Genomic DNA, 17429 nt, shown 5'->3' on the forward strand with positions numbered 1-17429 from the left:
TTTCCCCGAAGCTCACCAGTGGCCTAACGGGTTAGCCAGCCTCCGTCTACCGGAAGGTGCACTCCGGTTATCCACGACGATTCGTCGGAGAGGAGGAATGACACCGCCGAGGCGATGTCTTCAGGTTGACCGATTCTTGGGATTAGCAGTCTTCCCTTTAGCGCTTCGAGCGTCTCGGGTGAGGTGATGCCCTCCAGGGACACGAAGTCAGTGGCGACCGGCCCGGGAGCGACGGCGTTTACTCGAATTGAAGACTTGGCCAACTCGACCGCAAGGGCTTTGGTGAGCATCTTCACTCCACCCTTTGACGCGTTGTAGTGGACTTGGCAGTAGCCGGCCGTTGACACCACCACTTCGGCCTCAACGGTGGAGATATTCACGATTGCTCCGCCGCCAGCGGCTTCGATATCTCTCGCCACCTCTTGGGTGACAAGCCAAGTTCCCTTGAGGTTCACATCGACGACCAGGTCCCACTCTTCTTCGGACAGATCGGCCAGAGAGGTCATCGTGACGAGGCCGGCGCAGTTCACGAGTCCGGTGATTCCTCCCAACTGGCCGGTTGCGTCGTCTGCAGCGGACCGTATTGAGCCTCGATCTCGGACGTCCAACTTCTGGAAGATCGCGCGCCCTCCCTCTGAAGCGATCAATTCGCAAGTCTCAGTACCGCCTTCTATGTCCCTGTCGGCCACTACAACGGCGGAACCCTCACTTGCGAGTCGTTTCGCGACGGCCCTGCCGATCCCAGACGCACCTCCGGTAACGAAGATCACTCTGTCTCTGCTCATGACAAGCTCCAGTTCCTTCAGGTCGATTGACATCACCGATGTTCAAGAGAGGACACAGATTCCTTGCTGCTAGAGGTAGGGGAGGTAGGTCTGTGCCTCCCATTCCGTAAAGCGATCGGTCGTCTCTTCCCAACTACCATTCGCCGCCAGGTACTTGCCCCACTCGGTTTCCTTGATGACGAGGTATTGGTCGACCATCTCTGGGCCAATCGCGGCTGTGAACACCGTGTCAGCGCGGAGGGCCTCGATGGCAGCACCCAGGTGGTCGGGTGTGTGCTCTGTGGTCGACGCAGTCTCCAACGCGTCTCCGGTTTCAGCGTCTGGGCAAGAAAGGCTGGCTTCCACACCCAGGCGCGATGCGGTAAGGACTGCCGCTATCGCCGAATGGGTGCTAGCGGCACCGTCGGGCATACGGTTTTCGAGGCGCGTTGATGCGTCGCGTTCCGGATTGACCCGTACCGTGGCGCTGCGGTGGTCGTAGCCCCAGTTCTTCCAATAACCAGAAATCTGGCCAGGCCTTAGGCGCTTGTAGGAGTTGGCTATTGGAGCGCATAGCGCCGCCATCGCTGGCATGTGGTGCAACTGTCCGGCTATGCAGCGTTTGGCTAGCGTTGAAAGTCCATCAGGAGTGGAAGGATCCAGCATCGCGTTGTTTCCGGAACTGTCCTCCAGGCTCAAGTTGACGTGCAGGCCATTACCTCCGTACTCCACAATTGGTCTCGGCATGAAGGTAAGGAGGTGCCCTTTCTGGGCCGCTACCTCCATTGCCATTGCTCTAAAAAGGAACACCTCATCTGCGCATCGCATCGCGTCATCGAACTCGAGGGTCATTTCAAATTGGCCCATGTCGAATTCACCATTTATTGATTCGATCCGGAAGCCCAATCGCTCGCCGGTGTCATCGATCGCCCGCATGATTCCTTCTGGGTCAGTACGCACGCCAGTGCCGTAGACCATTGAGCCAGGTGCGTTGTAGGGGCGCCATCCTCCGCTGGGGTCCGGTTCCAAGATGTAGGCCTCAAGCTCGATTCCCACCTTCGGCTTGAAGCCCATCAACTCCCAGGCGCCGACTGCATTGCGAAGCACGGTTCTCGGCGCCAGGGGCACGGGCTCGCCGTTTCGTTCCAAGTCGCCGACGACGACACCAACGCCGTCTTCCCAGCTTGGCCTTGTCTCTGAAACGTCGAAGTGGCATTCCATGTCAGGCATTCCCTCGAGGAATCCCGTTCCGGGCGTAGGTCCCATATCTCGGTCGTAGCCCAGAGAGAAGACGCTGAGACAATGTCGGGTGCCCCGCTCTGCGAGACGGGCAGGCAGGTATTTGCCGCGGGCCAGGTTCAGGTGGTCTGGCCACAGAACTCGGATCCTTTGATATTCCTCTGTTCCCATTACTTAGCCTCGCTCGTCTCTTTTGTCGGAGTCTCGGTGTGCCACCAACCCGAAGTATGCCCAGCGGGCAGTTCCGGCAAGAAATCCGTCTGGGAGATTGTTCGGTTCCAAATAGTAGTGTCCACATATGCCCCGGGCCTTTGCTGCAGGCGACGACGAACTTGTTGAGGCCGAGCGGCTGATTCGCGATCGCATGGCGGAACTCGACCTCGACCTGCTGTCACTGGCTGCCGTCTCCAATGTGTTTCGCACAGCGACTGCTGTTCGAAATCACATGGAGCGCGACGTGCTTCGCCGGCACCAACTCTCGTGGAGCGCATTCACGGTGTTATTCGTGTTGCGCATCTGGGGCTCTCAGGAGTCGCGTCGGCTGGCAGGTGAGGCTGGGATCTCTGGCGGCACACTTACTGGGGTGCTCGACACACTCGAACGGAAGGGCTTTGCCGAGCGGAGGGCAGTACCCGAGGATCGGCGCCGTGTTGAAGTGATTCTCACTCCCGCCGGGAACAAGGTGGTCGAAGAGGTCATGCCCGCCTTCAATCGTGAGGAGGCCTTGGTTACCGGCGATCTCACGGACGACGAGATGGCGACGCTGGCCCGACTTCTACGCAAGATTCTTCAGACCACTGCAGCCCTCGATAAGCGATGACCGGTGCGCGGTTCTGGCCGCATGATGAGCAGCTGCTCCGGTCGGTCATGGACTGGAGTTGGCGCAGGATCACCGGTGGCCAAAATCCCCAGGCTCGGGCTCGACCGTCCACCGAGTTGGATGCGGCACTCGGTGACACTTTGGTGCCCGATGGCATCGGCGGTCACGAGGCGTTACGCCTGTTCACCCAGGTGGTGGTCCCGGCTACCCGAGCCCAGGACAACCCGATGAACCTGGCCTTCGTGCCCGCCGCCCCCACTGAGGCGGCCCTGGTATTCGACCTGGCTGTCAGCGCGGCCGAGATGTTCGCCGGCACGTGGGAGGCTGGAGCGGGCGCCATCGCCGCGGAGAATCAGGCTCTGGCCTGGCTAGCTTCGCTGGCCGGTTGGCCGGCCAGCGCCGGCGGGTGTTTCGTGTCGGGGGCGACCATGGGAAACCTGAGCGCGTTGGTGGCCAGTCGGGAGCGGGCCCGGACGCGTCTTGCCGGGGCAGCACCGCCTCGGTGGCGGTTCGCGGCCACCGGCGACGCCCATAGTTCGGTCCGGGCCGCCGCGACCGTCATGGACTGCGAGGTGCTGGCCGTGCCCGGAGACGAGCGGGGGCGCATGACCGGCACCGCCCTCGCGGAGGTGCTGGCCACTCTCGGCCCCGATCCAGTGGCCGAGGGCTTGTTCGCGGTGGTGGTGTCGTCAGGGACCACCAACGCCGGGGTGGTTGATGACATCGCCGGGGTGGCCGAGGTGTGCCGGGCCAATGGACTGTGGTTGCACGTGGACGGTGCCTACGGGGCAGCGGCGATGGTGGCGCCGTCGGTGGCGCCCCTGTTCGCCGGCATGGAGCACGCCGACTCGTTTGTGGTCGATCCTCATAAGTGGTTGTTCGCTCCCTACGACTGTTGCGCGCTGGTGTACCGCGAACCCGAACACGGGGCGGCGGCCCACTCCCAATTTGCTAATTACCTCGAGGGCGTCGACCGGACGGTGTGGAATCCGGCCGACTTCGCGGTGCACCTCACCCGGCGAGCCCGGGGCCTACCGTTCTGGTTCTCGCTGGCCACCTACGGCACTGACCGATATCGGGATGCGGTGGAGACAGTGCTAGCCACCACACGGGCGGTGGCCGACGAGATCCGGTCCCGGCCCCACCTCCGCCTTGTCATGGAACCCGACCTCTCGGTGGTGTTATTCGAACGGGTGGGGTGGGAGTCGGCCGACTACGAGGCCTGGTCGGACTATCACGCCCGGGCGGGAAACGTCCTCTGCGTGCCTACACGGTGGGAGGATCGTTCCATGCTCCGGTTCTGCTTCATCAACCCGACCACAGACGTTGACGAGGTGGCCTCCGTCCTAGACGGCCTGGCGGACGCACCCCCAGGTTGAATCATTTGGTCCCAAATGATTAGGGTTGACGACATGCAGCCTTCGCCAATAATCACCAACCGAGGTCTCGACCATGGGTGAGATCGTCGGTGCAGCCGTTGTCTCACATGTCCCACCCATAGTCATGCCGGAAGCTCTCCGGCGGGAACTCAATGATGGCAACGACTTCTCACTCGTGGAGGGGCTTCATCGGCTGCGTACAGAGTGCCTAGATCGCGTGAAGCCCGACACCGTTGTCGTATTCGATACGCACTGGTTCACGACCGTGGAGCACGTGGTCACCTCTCACGAGCGACGGGCAGGCAAGTTCACATCCGACGAGTTGCCTCGGGGGATGTCCCAGGTCCCCTACGACATGCCCGGCGATCCTGACCTAGCCCTCTTGGTCGATTCCCTAGCGTCCGCTCGAGATGACACCAGAGTCCTGGCTAGCGACGATCCCTACCTGCCGGTTCATTACCCGACGATTAATCTTCTCGGGTTTCTTCAGGGCGACGAAAGGTGGATGTCGGTTGGGGTCTGCCAAACGGCGACTCCAGAGGATTTCCTGCTCTTTGGCAACCTCTTGGCTCAGGCGATCGACATGTCCGACCGGCGCGTTGTTCTGCTCGCCTCTGGGGGATTGAGCCACCGCTTCTGGCCTTTGATGGAGTTCGCCGACCATGAATCGGCTTCCCTCGACAACATTCGGACTCCGGAAGCCCGCGAAGCCGATGAGAAGGTGCTTCGATGGTGGGAGCAAGGAGACCACCGTCAAGTGATTGAGTACCAGCCGGAATACAGAAGGCATGCCCCCGAGGGCTTCTTTGGCCATTACCTGATGATGGTCGGGGCAATCGGTGGGAGTGCTTGCAGTGCGGCCGGCTTTCGGTATTCGGAGTACGAATCAGCAGCCGGGACTGGCCAGGTGCACATGTGGTTCGAAAAGCCTGTCAGTGGCTGGACCGCCCAGAAGTAGACGACTCACAAACCGGATTAGGTAGGAAGTTCGTGCAAATAGCAAATGTGGAAGGACGAGGGTCGCTGATCATCGACGGTCGGATAGTCGACGTCGAGTCGGCAACCGCTGGAGAGATCTCGAGTGACCCGATGGAACTCGTTGATCTCAGGAATCATCCCCTGCTGGCCCAGGTTCAACCGGATGGTGAGGCTCAGGAGATCGACGAGTCCGACCTAGGACCACCGGTGCCAAGACCCGGAAAGATCATTGCCATTGCGATCAACTACCGAAGCCATGCAGAGGAGGCGAACAAGGCCATTCCGACCGAACCGCATGTGATGGTCAAATTTTCCACTTGCATCACGGGTCCGCACGACGATGTGTTTATGCATGACCTAGAGATGGTCGATTATGAGGTTGAACTCGTCCTAGCCATTGGCCGTAGCGGCATCCGGATTCCGAGATCAGCGGCTTGGGATCACATCGCTGGGCTGACGGTAGGCAACGATGTGAGCGACCGAAACGAGCAGTTCCGGCCTCCAATTCGGCAGTTCTCCATGGCAAAGAGCTATGACCGATTCGGACCCATTGGCCCGGTCCTTGTTACCCCAGACGATCTTCCGAATCGCGACGACCTCGAAATATCTCTGACCGTCGATGGCGAACTTCGCCAGCAGGCAAGAACCGGTGACTTCATCTTTTCTGTACCGGTTCTGATCGAATGGCTGTCCCGGTACGTCACGCTAGAAGTGGGCGACTTGATCTTTACGGGAACAACTGGTGGCGTCGGCGATTCGATGGATCCCCCCACCTACCTGCAAGACGGTCAGGTAGTCGAGGCCGCCATCGAGGGGATCGGGACGATCCGAAATCGATTTGTTGCCGGAGATCCTTCATGATCGTCGTGACCGGTGGTGACCGAGACAGCAGCTACGGGGGGTTGTTCACCGGGCATGTCGAACTAGAGATGCTCAATGCGACAGCAGACGATCAGGAACCTGACACAGCTCTGGTCCATTTCCACTCTGGAGCGGTGACCAACTGGCACCATCATCCCGGTGGGCAACTGCTTTTTGTCGTATCCGGTGAAGCCCGTGTAGGAACGTCTGCCGATGGAGCAGTCACGATCAACCCTGGCCACCTCGTCGTTGCCCCACCAGGTGAGGCCCACTGGCATGGGGCGATGGACGGATCTGATTGCACCCTGCTCGCAGTCACATGGGGGACGACTTGTTGGCATGACGCAGTACCGGACCTAGCCCACTAGGGACGTGCCGCAGGTCGCAATAATCGGTTGTGGGCCGGTCGGCGCTCTACTGGCGAACCTTCTAGGACAAGCCGGAGTGGAGACAGCAGTCCACGAGGCCGCTATGGATGAATATCCGCTTCCTCGGGCCTGTCATCTGGACGCGGAGATCATGAGGATCTTCCAGGGTGCGGGCCTTTCGGACCAGGTAGAACAACTCGTTGAACCAAGCCGAGGGATGGAGTTCGTCGACTCCGCAGGGGAGAGGCTCTTCACCTACGAGGACTTTGAGAGGTCGCCGATACTCGGGTGGTTCGAGGACTACGTATTTCAACAGCCGCAACTAGATCGCGTTCTTCGTGAAGGCCTCGAGAGATTCCCTGAGGTCGAGTTGTTCCTTGGTTCAGAGGTAACCGACCTGGATTCCGTCGATGCGCAGTTCGTCGTTGCCTGCGACGGAGCCTCGAGCAACACCCGCCGCAACCTGGGTATCGGTCTGGCGGACTGGGGCTTCGACCAGTACTGGCTTGTAGTGGATCTGATGCTTGACGGCGATGTCGGCCTACCTTCGGTGATCCAGCAGGTTTGTGATGCGGGTAGGCCGGCGACCTACGTGCCTTCCGCTCATGGCCATCACCGCTGGGAGTTTCAGCTCATGGACGGTGAGAGCCACGAAGAGTTCGAAGACCATCGAAGAGTTCGCGAACTACTCCGACCATGGCTTCCCGGGGATGGCGGGGAAATCGTTCGAGCCGCCGCCTACCGGTTCCACGCAGTCGTGGCTGAAAGCTGGCGGGATGGCCGTGTTTTTCTGGCTGGCGACGCGGCTCATCAGATGCCGCCGTTCATCGGCCAAGGGATGTGTTCAGGAATTCGTGATGCCGCCAATCTCGCCTGGAAATTGAAGTCGGTCCTCCAGCACGCGGCTCCCGAGGAAATCCTGGAGAGCTACGAAATGGAGCGTCGTAGCCATGTAGAGAGATGCATAGCCATGTCGATCGAAGCCGGGCGCATCGTCTCAGGACAGATCACAGCGTTTCCCGCTCCTGATGTGAACGACACGGAGCGGTGGTCGCGTCTTCCGCCGCTAACGGAGGGGGTCTTCTCTTCAGGGCCTGACGACAGAATCGGACATCAGGCACGGCAACCAAGGGTCCTGGCCAATGGGTCACCGGCGCTGCTCGACGATGTTGGCGGCTCGGACTGGTATTTACTGTCCCGGGTGCCTCATCAGGCAGGGAACTGGTGTGAAACGGTCCTTGTTGACGATCTGGTTGATCTAGACGGCGACCTTGATCTCCTCCTCGCTGGACAGGCAGCAGTCCTCATCCGCCCAGATCGCTATGTCTTTGGCACGGCAGACGAGGATTCCATTGGCGAACTTGTCGCGGCTGCGGAACGCCTGGTCTTCGGTGGAGGTAGTTGACGGCAGTCAGCGAGACTCCTCCAGTTCGAGCGGCAGGTACTTCAAGCCATTGATGAAGTTCGAACGGATTCGCTCTGGATCGCCCACGAGGTGGATGCGGTCGATGCGCTTTGCGACCTCGTCTAGGAAGACCCTCACTTCCAACCTGGCCAACCAGGCGCCGAGACAGATATGCGGGCCTCCACCCCCAAAAGTCACGTGTGGATTGGGATCTCTTCCCAGGTCAAGCGTGAATGGGTCAGTGAAGGCGCTCTCGTCGTAGTTGGCCGAGATGTACCAGGTAACGACCTTGTCCCCGGCGGAGATAGGTACTCCCGTCAGGGTTGTGTCGCAGGTAGCGGTTCTCCTGAAATGGATCTGGGGGCAGGCCCATCGAAGGATTTCCTCTGACGCCGTGTCAATCAGGTTGGGGTTTTCTCGTAGCCGGTGCAGTTGGTCCGGAAATTCGGCCAGAGCCAGGGCGCCGTGGCTGAGGCTGTGGCGAGTGGTCTCATTTCCTGCGATGACCAACAAGAGGAAAAAGGTCTGGAACTCCCCGGGAGTCAAGGCGTCGGAGCCCGCGAGCATCGAGACCACGTCAGATTCGGGTCTCCTTGTCTTTTCGGCGGCAAGCTGCTGGGCGTATTCGAAGACTTTCAGTGAGTTGGGACTTCGAAACGGGAGCAGCCGGTAGGGGTCCGTGTCGTCCTTGTCGTACAACACGTCTGAGAAGTCGGGATCAGCGTGGTAGACGACTGAGTCGGCCCAGTGGAACAGTTCTTCGGCATCCCGGTCGGGCACACCGAGCAGTTTGCTGATCATCTGAATCGGGAGGCGTCGAGCGACTGCGTCGACGAAGTCGACCTTGCCTTCGGCAAGGGCCTCGTCGATGGTCTCCGCGATGAGGGTGCGAGCTGTGCTCTCCCATTTTTCGATAGCTCGCCGGGTGAAGCTGCGAGAGACCAGCTTTCTGATTCTCGTGTGCTCGGGAGGGTCGGTTTCCAGCATTGTCCGTCGTGCCTCGCGGGCCTCTGGATCCCTCTCGAGTTCTTCAAGTTCGGTGCCCCCGACTTGGGAGGAAAAGGTTCGGTGGTCGCGGTGAACCGCCACGAGGTCATCGAGACGCGTGACGGCCCAGAAACCAGAGTTCCCATCCGGCTCGTCAAACCATGCGACAGGGTCGTGGGCGCGAAGCATCTTGAACTCGGAATGGGGAACCCGTGTCGCCCATATGTCATTGTCCAGTATCTGGATGTCAGGCATCGTCGCCCCCTTCCGGGGCATGGCTCTGTCGGCTACTCAAGGAACCAGTCGACTAGGCGGTCTGCCCTTCGGCGGGCGGCAGCCTGACGATCGACTGTTTCAGCGATCAGCGGTTCTGGGTCGATATCGAGTTTGGCCAACTCCTCGCGACCCACGGCGACCCAACTGGTGACGATTTCTGGTGTGATCTCTGGGTGGAACTGCGTGCCAACGCTCTTGCCACAGCGAAAGACCTGGGATGAGACCTCGGACCTGGCAACCTCGACAGAACCGTCGGGTATCGAGAACCGATCGTAATGCCATTCGAACCAAGGTCCTGGTGAGACGATTTCTGATTGGTCCGACTCGATTTCGTACCAGCCGATCTCTGGTCGATCCGCTTTGGTTACCTCACCGCCCAGGGCAGCAGCCAGTACTTGACCACCGAAGCACAGGCCGAGGACGGGCGTGCCAGATCCGTGTGCGTTTCGAACTAGATCAATCTCGCGGTCAATCCAAGATTCGATAGGCCCTTTTTCGCAGACCGACCATTGGGATCCGAGCACCACGACAAGGTCGTAGATGGTCGGATCGGGAAACTCCTTGGTGGATACAGGGTCGGATGGGTCGTCCAAGACGCGAAAGGGGTGTAGTTCGAAGCCGTGTTCGACAAGTCGTTCGCCGACGCCACCAACCGGGCCGGTTTCGTCGTGTTCAATAACCAGCACCTTTCCCACGGTTGCGAACCCTATGGCCTTCCGTGCTGGTGATCGCGAGTCTGTGACGTAACTTTCAACCGTGGACGAGGCTCTTGATCGCTATCCGCCACCCGCTCATGCAGCCTTTCCGGTGCGATCGGGGAATCTGGTCGAACCATTGGTTGACGGCGCGGTTGCCTTTGAACGAATTGCCAGCGCGGTTGAGTTGGCAACAACTTCGGTGTGGGTTTGTGTCGCGTTTCTCGAGGTGGAGGCGCGGTTTCCCGGTGGTAGAGGCACCTTTCTGGAACTAATGGACTCTGCGGCGAAGCGTGGAATCGACGTACGTGTGTTGGTCTGGCATCCGGAGGGTCACAGTGTGGGTGCCGCCGACGTTTTTCCTGGTGATAGGACCTCGGCTGAACTGCTGGCGGCTCGGGGCACCAGATGGAACGTGCGGTGGGACGCGGTGGGTCAGAATTGTCAGCACCAGAAGGTCTGGTTAGTCGACGCCGGGACGCCGGATGCGGTGGCTTTCGTGGGGGGCATCAACATCACCCGTGGATCGATGGCCGGCCGGGACCACGCCCAACCTGATCCATCGCTCGGATTCGCGCCCGGTGAGCGGTACTCCAATATCCACGACGTGCACTGCCGGTTGCAGGGCCCATGTGTGGCTGACGTCCACGACAACTTCGTGATGCGATGGAACGGGGCGTCCGAACGCGACCGATTGCACGGCTCGTGGTCCGGCGATCAGCCCGACGGCCGCACCGATGACTTGGTGGAGTGGCGTCCGGCGGAGGTGCCTCTGTCGGCCGGGGCGACCACGGCGCAGATCCAGCGCAGTGTCCTTCCCGGGTTGTACGACGAGCTACCGGATGGTGAGAACGCCGTGCGGGAGCAGTACCTGTCGGCCATCGCCGGGGCGAGGGACTACATCTACATCGAGGATCAGGTGCTGCTCAGCCGGGTCGTTCTGGTGGCGCTGCGTGAGGCGCTGGACCGGGGGGTGCTGGTCGTTGCGTCGGTGCCCGGCGATCCGATGCCTGAGCTGGCTGCGGCGCGCTCCCATCCGGGTATCGCCGCGGGTTACGAGGCTTTGGCTGCCCTCGGGGCCTATGACGGGTTTTGCTTGTCGGCTCCAGCGGTGCGCCGGGAGTGGGGCGTCGAGGAGGTGTACGTACATGCCAAGACGGCGGTGGTCGACGACATGTGGGCGACCATCGGTTCGACGAACCTGGTGTTCAGCTCGTTCCAAGGCGACACAGAGATGAATGTGTCGTTCTGGGACCCGGCCGGTGATGACGGCGTGGCTTGGGCGTTGCGGGTACGACAGGTGGACGAGCAGGGGGGCTTCGACTCGTCGGGGATGGACGGACGGTCCGCGCTGGCTCGTCTCATCGAGGTGGCCCGGGCCAACGCTGCGGTCCGGGCGGCCGGAGGTTCTTGGGGCGGCTTCGCCTGCGCCATCGACCCCACTGGGTGGGCTACCTGAGTAGAGAAACGGGCCCTCCGCGCCGCTGTCACAGGGCGCGTCTACGTTCGACGCATGGAAACCGTGCTGGTCCTCGTTGCCGTCTTCTCCGTTCTCATCGCGGTCGTGACCGTGGTTTGGGCCACTCGCCGACCCGCGCCGGTGGGCGAGGTGGAGCCCTCCGCCCCGTTGCTGGATGCCGCGGCGCTTGTCGCCCAGATCGGGGCCGAGGTCCGAGCCCAGGTCGGGACCCAGGTGGCCGAGACGGCGGCCAGCGCCCTGAAGCACAACAACGACCAGTTCCTGACGCTGGCCACCGAGCGAATGGGAGCGGTCCATGAGCAGACCAAGGGCCTGTTGGATCCGTTCAGCGAGCAGATGCGAAAGCTCGGTGAGACCGTAGGCAACCTCCAGACCTCCCACGAGAAGGAGAAGGGGGCGGTAGGTGCTCTGACCCTGCAGCTGGGCCGTCAGATGACGGAGTTGCAGTCCACCACCACCACGCTGACCGAGGCGCTCCGTTCCTCGTCGGCTCGAGGTGCGTGGGGCGAGAACCAACTCCGGAACGTCATCGAGTTGTCCGGGATGGAGCCGTACTGCGACTTCACCGAGCAGGTCACGGCTGAGAATCGGGCTGGTGAGCGGATCCGGCCCGATGTGAAGGTTCGTCTCCCCAACGGTGCCCAACTCTTCGTAGATGCCAAGGTTCCGCTGGACGCCTACCTCCGTGCCCAGGAGGCCACCGATCCGGCGGTGGTCGAGACCGAGCTCAAGGCCCATGCCAAGGCGCTCGAGGCACACGTCGGCGCCCTAGCTGGGAAGAAGTACTGGGAGGCGGACGGTGAGCCGTCTCCCGAGTTCGTCGTGTTGTTCGTGCCCGGTGAGTCGTTTCTGGCTGACGCCCTGCGTGCCGAGCCGGGTCTCCTTCAAAAGGCCATGAACCAGCGGGTCCTACTGGCCTCGCCGGTGAACCTGCTGGCCCTGTTGTGGGCAGTGGCTGGGGGCTGGCAGCAGGCCCGTCTGGCCGAGAACGCGCGGGACATCGCCGAACTGGGCACCGAGCTCTACGACCGGGTGGGCACCTTGCTCGACCACGTGGACAAGACGGGTCGTGGCCTGGGGACGGCGATCGGCGCCTACAACAAGCTGGTCGGCTCGATCGACGACCGTCTTCTGCCCACTATGCGGAAGTTCCCCGAACTGGGCGTGGGTAGTGATGCGCTCAGCTCACCACCCGACATCGAGGTGGCACCGAGAGATCTACGGGCTGGTGAACTCCCGTCAGCTGTTGAAGGAGCCGGGGGGGACGAAACAAGAGTCTGACCGTGCCTCCATCCTGTCGGCGGGCTGTCTGGTGCCTCACCCTCGACCCGTCACAGCACGATCCCGTCGACCAACCGGCCTGCCATGGTGAGGAGTTGGACAGCGCGGTCGTGGAGATCGCGACCAGTCTCAGCTGGTGCGCGTCCGGCTGCCGCCCGGGCGTTGGTTCCCTCAAGGATGATGCCGAGCTTGTAGCACGCCAGCGTCCACCACCAGGACAGATCTTCAAGGGGGAGGCCCGTTCGGTCGGCATACCGGTCTGCGAGTTCCCGCCAGTGGGGGAATCCGGGGGCACTAGCGTGGAACGAGCCGATGCCTTGAGAGGTAGCCAACAGCCAGGCGATGTCAAGGCGCGGGTCCCCTGAGGTCGTGAGTTCCCAGTCGACAATGGCCGCCACCTCCGGACGGTCGCGTCGGGCCATCACGTTCGCCAGGTGAAAGTCCCCGTGGATGATCCGGATAGTTGCCTCGCGCGGGCGGTGCTCGTCTAGCCAGATCCCCACCCGGTCGACGTCAGGAAGGTTCGGACCGGCGTAGCCCTCTGTCTCCGCGTACGACTCGAGTAAAGATCGCCATCGGGGAACTTGTCGCTCAAGCCAGCCAACGGGGCGCCCGAGGTCCCCGAGCCCGACGGCCGACGGCTCCACGGCGGCCAGCGCCGCGATGGCGTCGACCATCGACAAGCCAAAAGCATGCTGCCAGCGCGGGTCGTCGTACCGCCCTTCCAAGCCTGACCCAGGGTTGAAGCCGTCAACGACCTCGCCGAGGTGGAAGCACGTTCCGATCACCGACGGGTCGTCGCACACAGCGAGAAACGCCGGGTGGGGGACGTCGCTTCCTGACAGGGCGGCCAGCACCCGGGCCTCCCGAAGCATCGTCTCGTTGCTGTTCGGCCGGGGATGCCGGGGCGGCCGTCGAAGGACCATCGCCGTCCCATCCTCGCGGGTCAGGTGGAAGAGGTGGTTCTGGGTGCCGCCCGCCAGTTCCTGGAAGGCCACCACTGGGCCATTGCCCGGCGCTGAGCTACTGGCGAGCCAGACCTGTAAGGCCGGCCAGTCGAGGAGCCCACCTGTATCGTCCAACGTTCCCCCGAGTCCAACCATCTGTTCAGGTTGCCACTACTGTCGGCGACCGCGACACGCTGCAATGGTCGGTTTGGAAAGTTTTGCTCCGGCCGTGAGGAGGTGGCGTCGGCACGGACACTGAGAATGTAGGAGGCGAAGGTGGCGAGCGAAGTACGGGCAGCGATGGTCCAGACGGGCTGGACCGGCGATAAGGAGTCGATGATCGAGCTCCATGAGAAGTACCTAGCTGAGGCCGCTGAGGCCGGTGCTCGGGTCATGTGCTTCCAGGAACTCTTCTACGGCCCTTATTTCTGTCAGGTCCAAGACGCCGCCTTCTACGACTACGCCGAGGCCATCCCCGACGGCCCTACCACCAAGCGGTTCCAGGAACTGGCGGCCAAGTACGGCATGGTGCTGATCCTGCCTATGTACGAAAAGGAGCAGGAGGGCCTGCTCTACAACACCGCGGCGGTCATCGACGCCGACGGCTCCTACCTCGGCAAGTACCGGAAGACCCACCTCCCCCAGGTCAAGGGCTTCTGGGAGAAGTTCTACTTCCGCCCCGGGAATCTTGGGTACCCGGTGTTTGAGACCGCCGTGGGTCGGGTCGGCGTCTACATCTGCTACGACCGCCACTTCCCCGAGGGGTGGCGGGCCCTGGGCCTGAACGGTGCCCAGATGGTGTTCAACCCGTCGGCTACCAGCCGGGGCCTGTCGGCCTACCTGTGGAAGCTCGAGCAGCCGGCGTCGGCAGCCGCCAACATGTACTTCGTGGGGGCCATCAACCGGGTGGGCATCGAGGACCTGGGCGAGAACGACTTCTACGGGACCACCTACTTCGTCGACCCCCGGGGCCAGTTCGTGGGCGACGTGTGCTCCGACCAAGCCGAGGAACTCATCGTGCGGGACCTCGACCTGGACCTGGTCGACGAGGTTCGCAACCAGTGGGCCTTCTACCGGGATCGCCGACCCGACATGTACGACCCGCTGACCCGGGCCTGACCCGTACCTCGCCGGAGACGTCGATGACCACTAACGCCGAACTCCTGAGCCGACACCGGGCAGTCCTACCGAACTGGCTGTCGCTCTACTACGACCCCCCGATCTCGTTCGACCGCGGCCAAGGTCGTCACGTCTATGACGTGGAGGGGAACTGCTACCTCGACTTCTTCGGCGGGATCCTCACCACCAGCCTCGGCTACGACATCCCTGAGATCACGAAGGCCGTGCAAGAACAGGCGCCGAAGACGTTCCACACCTCGACGCTCTACTTGTCCGAGTCGATGATCGAGTTGGCCGAACTCATCTCAGAACTCTCAGGCATCCCCGACGCCAAGGTGTTCTTCACCACTTCGGGTACTGAGGCCAACGACGCTGCACTGATGCTGGCCACCGTGGCTCGTCGCTCCAACCAGATCCTGGCCCTGCGCAACAGCTACCACGGACGGTCGTTCACGACGATCGCCATCACCGCCCAGAGGTCGTGGTCACCGACCAGCGTCAGTGGCATGTCGGTCAACTACGTGCACGGTGGCTATCGCCTCCGCAGCCCGTTCCGCCATCTCGACGACGAGGCTTACACCGACGCCTGCGTAGACGACCTGAACCAGGTCTTCGACATGATGACCTCGGGCGACGTGGCCGCCATGATCGCCGAGCCCATTCAGGGTGTCGGCGGTTTCGCTACGCCCCCCGACGGCTTCTTCGCTCCGATCAAGAAGGAACTCGAGAACCGTGGCGTCCTCTTCATCTCCGACGAGGTCCAGACCGGGTGGGGCCGCACCGGTCAGCACTTCTGGGGCTACCAGGCCCACGGGATCACGCCCGACATCCTCACCTTTGCCAAAGGTGTCGGCAACGGCCTGTCCCTCGGCGGTGTGATCGCCGGCGCCGAACTCATGGACTCGCTGCCCGGCAACTCGATCTCCACATTCGGTGGGAACCCGATGAGCAGCGTCGGGGCGCTGGCGACGATCCGGTACATGCTGGAACACGACATCCAGGGCCATGCGCTGCGGATGGGAGAGCGTCTCGTCGGGCATCTGCAACCCGCGGTCGATGCCTCAGACGTGGTTGTCGAGTTGAGGGGCAGGGGCCTGATGCTGGCCATCGAGACCGTGCAGCCGGGCACCATCGAGCCCAACGGCGACGCCGCCGGCCGGATCATGGAGCAGGCTCGGAACGCCGGCCTGTTGGTGGGCAAGGGCGGCCTGTATGGCAACGTGATTCGCATAGCGCCGCCCATGACGGTGACAGAGGCCGAGATCGACGAGGCGGGCACCACGCTGGCCGGGATCATCGAACGCCTGGGCTGACGGGCCGGGCAGGAAAGCCGCCTGCTGGCGGCACGAAGGGGGAACCAATGACGACGCTCATCAAGAACGGCACGGTGGTCAGTGCCACCGGTCGCCACGCGGCCGAGGTGCTGGTCGACGGGACCACGATCGCCGCCGTGCTCCAACCGGGGTCGACCATGGCCGTCTCGGCCGAGTCGGGTGCCGACCGGGTCGTGGACGCCACCGGGAAGTTCGTGGTGCCCGGCGGGATTGACTGCCACACCCACATGGAGCTCCCGTTCGGAGGCACGTTCGCCAGCGACACGTTCGAGATCGGCACCCGGGCCGCCGCGTGGGGCGGCACCACCACCATCATCGACTTCGCCGTCCAGAAGACCGGTGAGAACGTGCGGGACAGCCTCGAGGCGTGGCAGGCCAAGGCCGACGGCCAGTGCGCCGTGGACTACGCCTTCCACATGATCTTGGGAGGCGTCGACGACGCGGCGCTCAAGGAGATGGACGCCCTGGTCGACGAGGGCATCACCAGCTTCAAGCTATTCATGGCCTACCCGGGCGTCTTCTACAGCGATGATGGCCAGATCCTGCGGGCCATGCAGAAGGCGGCCAACAATGGCGCGCTGATCACCATGCACGCCGAGAACGGCATCGCCATTGACGTGCTGGCCGAACAGGCCGCGGCCCGGGGTCAGACCGATCCCGTGTACCACGGCATCACCCGGCCCTCTCGCATGGAGGGCGAGGCCACCAATCGGGCCATTCAACTGGCCTTGGTAGCCGGAGCGCCCGTCTACTTCGTCCACCTCTCGGCCAGCGAGGCCCTTGAGAGGGTGGCCGAGGCTCGCGATGCCGGACACAACGTGTTCGCCGAGACATGCCCCCAGTACCTGTACCTGAATCTGGAGGATCACCTCGGGGCTCCCGGTTTCGCTGGTGCCGGCTATGTCTGTTCACCCCCGCTGCGAACGAAGGAACACACCCATCACAAGGATCTGTGGAGGGGTCTGCGGACCAACGACCTGGCCATCGTGGCCACCGACCACTGCCCGTTCTGCATGAAGGACCAGAAGGAGCTTGGAAAGGACGACTTCCGGGCCATCCCCAACGGGATCGGCGGCGTGGAGCACCGGATGGACCTCATCTACCAGGGTGTGGCCATGGGTGAGTTGAGTCTGGAGCGGTGGGTGGAGACGTGTTCGACCACGCCGGCCCGCATGTTTGGCATCTATCCGCAGAAAGGGGTGATCGCGCCGGGTTCGGACGCCGACATCGTTCTGTACGACCCGGAGGCCAGGACCGAGATCTCAGTCGACACCCATCACATGAGCATGGACTACTCGGCCTATGAGGGGTATTCGATCGACGGCAAGGTCGACACGGTGATGTCCAAGGGACGGATCCTGATCGAGGACGGTGAGTACCACGGGGCCAAGGGTCACGGGGCTTACCTCCGACGCGGCCTGTCGACCTATCTCCAGTAGCACCGACCTCCGGTAGCCCTCGTAGTTTCCGGCGGCCCGGATGGTCCGTCCCCTGAA

Annotated in this window: 15 protein-coding genes; 10 read left to right on the top strand and 5 right to left on the bottom strand. The window is 62.4% G+C overall.

All coding sequences use genetic code 11. The features are described 5' to 3' along the window. Nucleotides 1-23 precede the first annotated feature (23 nt). Entirely contained in the window at nucleotides 24-818 is a 795-nt protein-coding gene (locus QF777_02315) for a glucose 1-dehydrogenase (GenBank protein MDP6910386.1), read from the bottom strand. Nucleotides 819-854: 36 nt separating this feature from the next. Continuing rightward, nucleotides 855-1985 (bottom strand): glutamine synthetase family protein, encoded by a 1131-nt coding sequence (locus QF777_02320; protein MDP6910387.1) that lies wholly within the window; start codon nucleotides 1983-1985, stop codon nucleotides 855-857. A gap of 316 nt (nucleotides 1986-2301) precedes the next feature. Between QF777_02320 and QF777_02325 the strand changes: the two genes are divergently transcribed. From QF777_02325 to QF777_02345, 5 genes are all read left to right on the top strand, one after another. Further along, the gene (locus QF777_02325) at nucleotides 2302-2823 is read left to right on the top strand and encodes a MarR family transcriptional regulator (GenBank protein ID MDP6910388.1); all 522 of its coding nucleotides are present in this window, start codon (nucleotides 2302-2304) and stop codon (nucleotides 2821-2823) included. Further along, on the top strand, nucleotides 2820-4202 hold the full coding sequence (locus tag QF777_02330) for a pyridoxal-dependent decarboxylase (protein MDP6910389.1): 1383 nt from the start codon (nucleotides 2820-2822) through the stop codon (nucleotides 4200-4202). The genes QF777_02325 and QF777_02330 overlap by 4 nt, the downstream gene beginning before the upstream one ends. Before the next feature lie 73 nt (nucleotides 4203-4275). Continuing rightward, nucleotides 4276-5160 carry a hypothetical protein gene (locus QF777_02335; GenBank protein MDP6910390.1) on the top strand — a complete coding sequence of 295 codons (885 nt, stop codon included), beginning with the start codon at nucleotides 4276-4278 and terminating at the stop codon, nucleotides 5158-5160. Between the two features lie 32 nt (nucleotides 5161-5192). Next, nucleotides 5193-6041, top strand: coding sequence for a fumarylacetoacetate hydrolase family protein (locus QF777_02340; GenBank protein MDP6910391.1), 849 nt, complete (start codon nucleotides 5193-5195; stop codon nucleotides 6039-6041). A 372-nt stretch (nucleotides 6042-6413) separates the two neighbouring features. Next, nucleotides 6414-7814 (top strand): bifunctional 3-(3-hydroxy-phenyl)propionate/3-hydroxycinnamic acid hydroxylase, encoded by a 1401-nt coding sequence (locus tag QF777_02345; protein MDP6910392.1) that lies wholly within the window; start codon nucleotides 6414-6416, stop codon nucleotides 7812-7814. Nucleotides 7815-7820: 6 nt separating this feature from the next. On the opposite strand, the gene QF777_02350 is transcribed toward QF777_02345, so the two are convergent. Both QF777_02350 and QF777_02355 read right to left on the bottom strand, forming a co-directional pair. After that, nucleotides 7821-9056, bottom strand: a complete 1236-nt coding sequence (locus QF777_02350; GenBank protein MDP6910393.1) for a cytochrome P450 — start codon at nucleotides 9054-9056, stop codon at nucleotides 7821-7823. 32 nt (nucleotides 9057-9088) lie between these two features. Beyond that, a complete protein-coding gene (locus QF777_02355; protein ID MDP6910394.1) occupies nucleotides 9089-9772 on the bottom strand; it encodes a type 1 glutamine amidotransferase in 684 nt (227 codons plus the stop codon). Between the two features lie 61 nt (nucleotides 9773-9833). Between QF777_02355 and QF777_02360 the strand changes: the two genes are divergently transcribed. Beyond that, nucleotides 9834-11231 (top strand): phosphatidylserine/phosphatidylglycerophosphate/cardiolipin synthase family protein, encoded by a 1398-nt coding sequence (locus QF777_02360; protein ID MDP6910395.1) that lies wholly within the window; start codon nucleotides 9834-9836, stop codon nucleotides 11229-11231. 54 nt (nucleotides 11232-11285) lie between these two features. Then, on the top strand, nucleotides 11286-12533 hold the full coding sequence (locus QF777_02365; GenBank protein ID MDP6910396.1) for a DNA recombination protein RmuC: 1248 nt from the start codon (nucleotides 11286-11288) through the stop codon (nucleotides 12531-12533). Between the two features lie 50 nt (nucleotides 12534-12583). On the opposite strand, the gene QF777_02370 is transcribed toward QF777_02365, so the two are convergent. Next, nucleotides 12584-13636 carry a phosphotransferase family protein gene (locus QF777_02370; protein ID MDP6910397.1) on the bottom strand — a complete coding sequence of 351 codons (1053 nt, stop codon included), beginning with the start codon at nucleotides 13634-13636 and terminating at the stop codon, nucleotides 12584-12586. Between the two features lie 120 nt (nucleotides 13637-13756). Between QF777_02370 and QF777_02375 the strand changes: the two genes are divergently transcribed. From QF777_02375 to hydA, 3 genes are read left to right on the top strand one after another with little or no spacing between them, the layout of a single operon-like run. After that, on the top strand, nucleotides 13757-14599 hold the full coding sequence (locus QF777_02375; protein MDP6910398.1) for a nitrilase-related carbon-nitrogen hydrolase: 843 nt from the start codon (nucleotides 13757-13759) through the stop codon (nucleotides 14597-14599). A gap of 23 nt (nucleotides 14600-14622) precedes the next feature. Further along, nucleotides 14623-15912: an aspartate aminotransferase family protein gene (locus tag QF777_02380; protein ID MDP6910399.1), complete on the top strand. Its 1290-nt coding sequence runs from the start codon at nucleotides 14623-14625 to the stop codon at nucleotides 15910-15912. A gap of 47 nt (nucleotides 15913-15959) precedes the next feature. Continuing rightward, nucleotides 15960-17372 (top strand): dihydropyrimidinase, encoded by a 1413-nt coding sequence (gene hydA, locus QF777_02385; protein ID MDP6910400.1) that lies wholly within the window; start codon nucleotides 15960-15962, stop codon nucleotides 17370-17372. Nucleotides 17373-17429 lie beyond the last annotated feature (57 nt).

The organism is Acidimicrobiales bacterium, assembly GCA_030747595.1.
GTDB lineage: Bacteria > Actinomycetota > Acidimicrobiia > Acidimicrobiales > MedAcidi-G1 > UBA9410.

Bases quoted from the DNA above. Each gene is read 5' to 3' on its own strand.
- QF777_02315 (MDP6910386.1), bottom strand. From the start codon at position 818: ATGTCAATCGACCTGAAGGAACTGGAGCTTGTCATGAGCAGAGACAGA.
- QF777_02320 (MDP6910387.1), bottom strand. From the start codon at position 1,985: ATGGAATGCCACTTCGACGTTTCAGAGACAAGGCCAAGCTGGGAAGAC.
- QF777_02325 (MDP6910388.1), top strand. From the start codon at position 2,302: ATGCCCCGGGCCTTTGCTGCAGGCGACGACGAACTTGTTGAGGCCGAG.
- QF777_02330 (MDP6910389.1), top strand. From the start codon at position 2,820: ATGACCGGTGCGCGGTTCTGGCCGCATGATGAGCAGCTGCTCCGGTCG.
- QF777_02335 (MDP6910390.1), top strand. From the start codon at position 4,276: ATGGGTGAGATCGTCGGTGCAGCCGTTGTCTCACATGTCCCACCCATA.
- QF777_02350 (MDP6910393.1), bottom strand. From the start codon at position 9,056: ATGCCTGACATCCAGATACTGGACAATGACATATGGGCGACACGGGTT.
- QF777_02365 (MDP6910396.1), top strand. From the start codon at position 11,286: ATGGAAACCGTGCTGGTCCTCGTTGCCGTCTTCTCCGTTCTCATCGCG.
- QF777_02370 (MDP6910397.1), bottom strand. From the start codon at position 13,636: ATGGTTGGACTCGGGGGAACGTTGGACGATACAGGTGGGCTCCTCGAC.
- QF777_02380 (MDP6910399.1), top strand. From the start codon at position 14,623: ATGACCACTAACGCCGAACTCCTGAGCCGACACCGGGCAGTCCTACCG.
- hydA (MDP6910400.1), top strand. From the start codon at position 15,960: ATGACGACGCTCATCAAGAACGGCACGGTGGTCAGTGCCACCGGTCGC.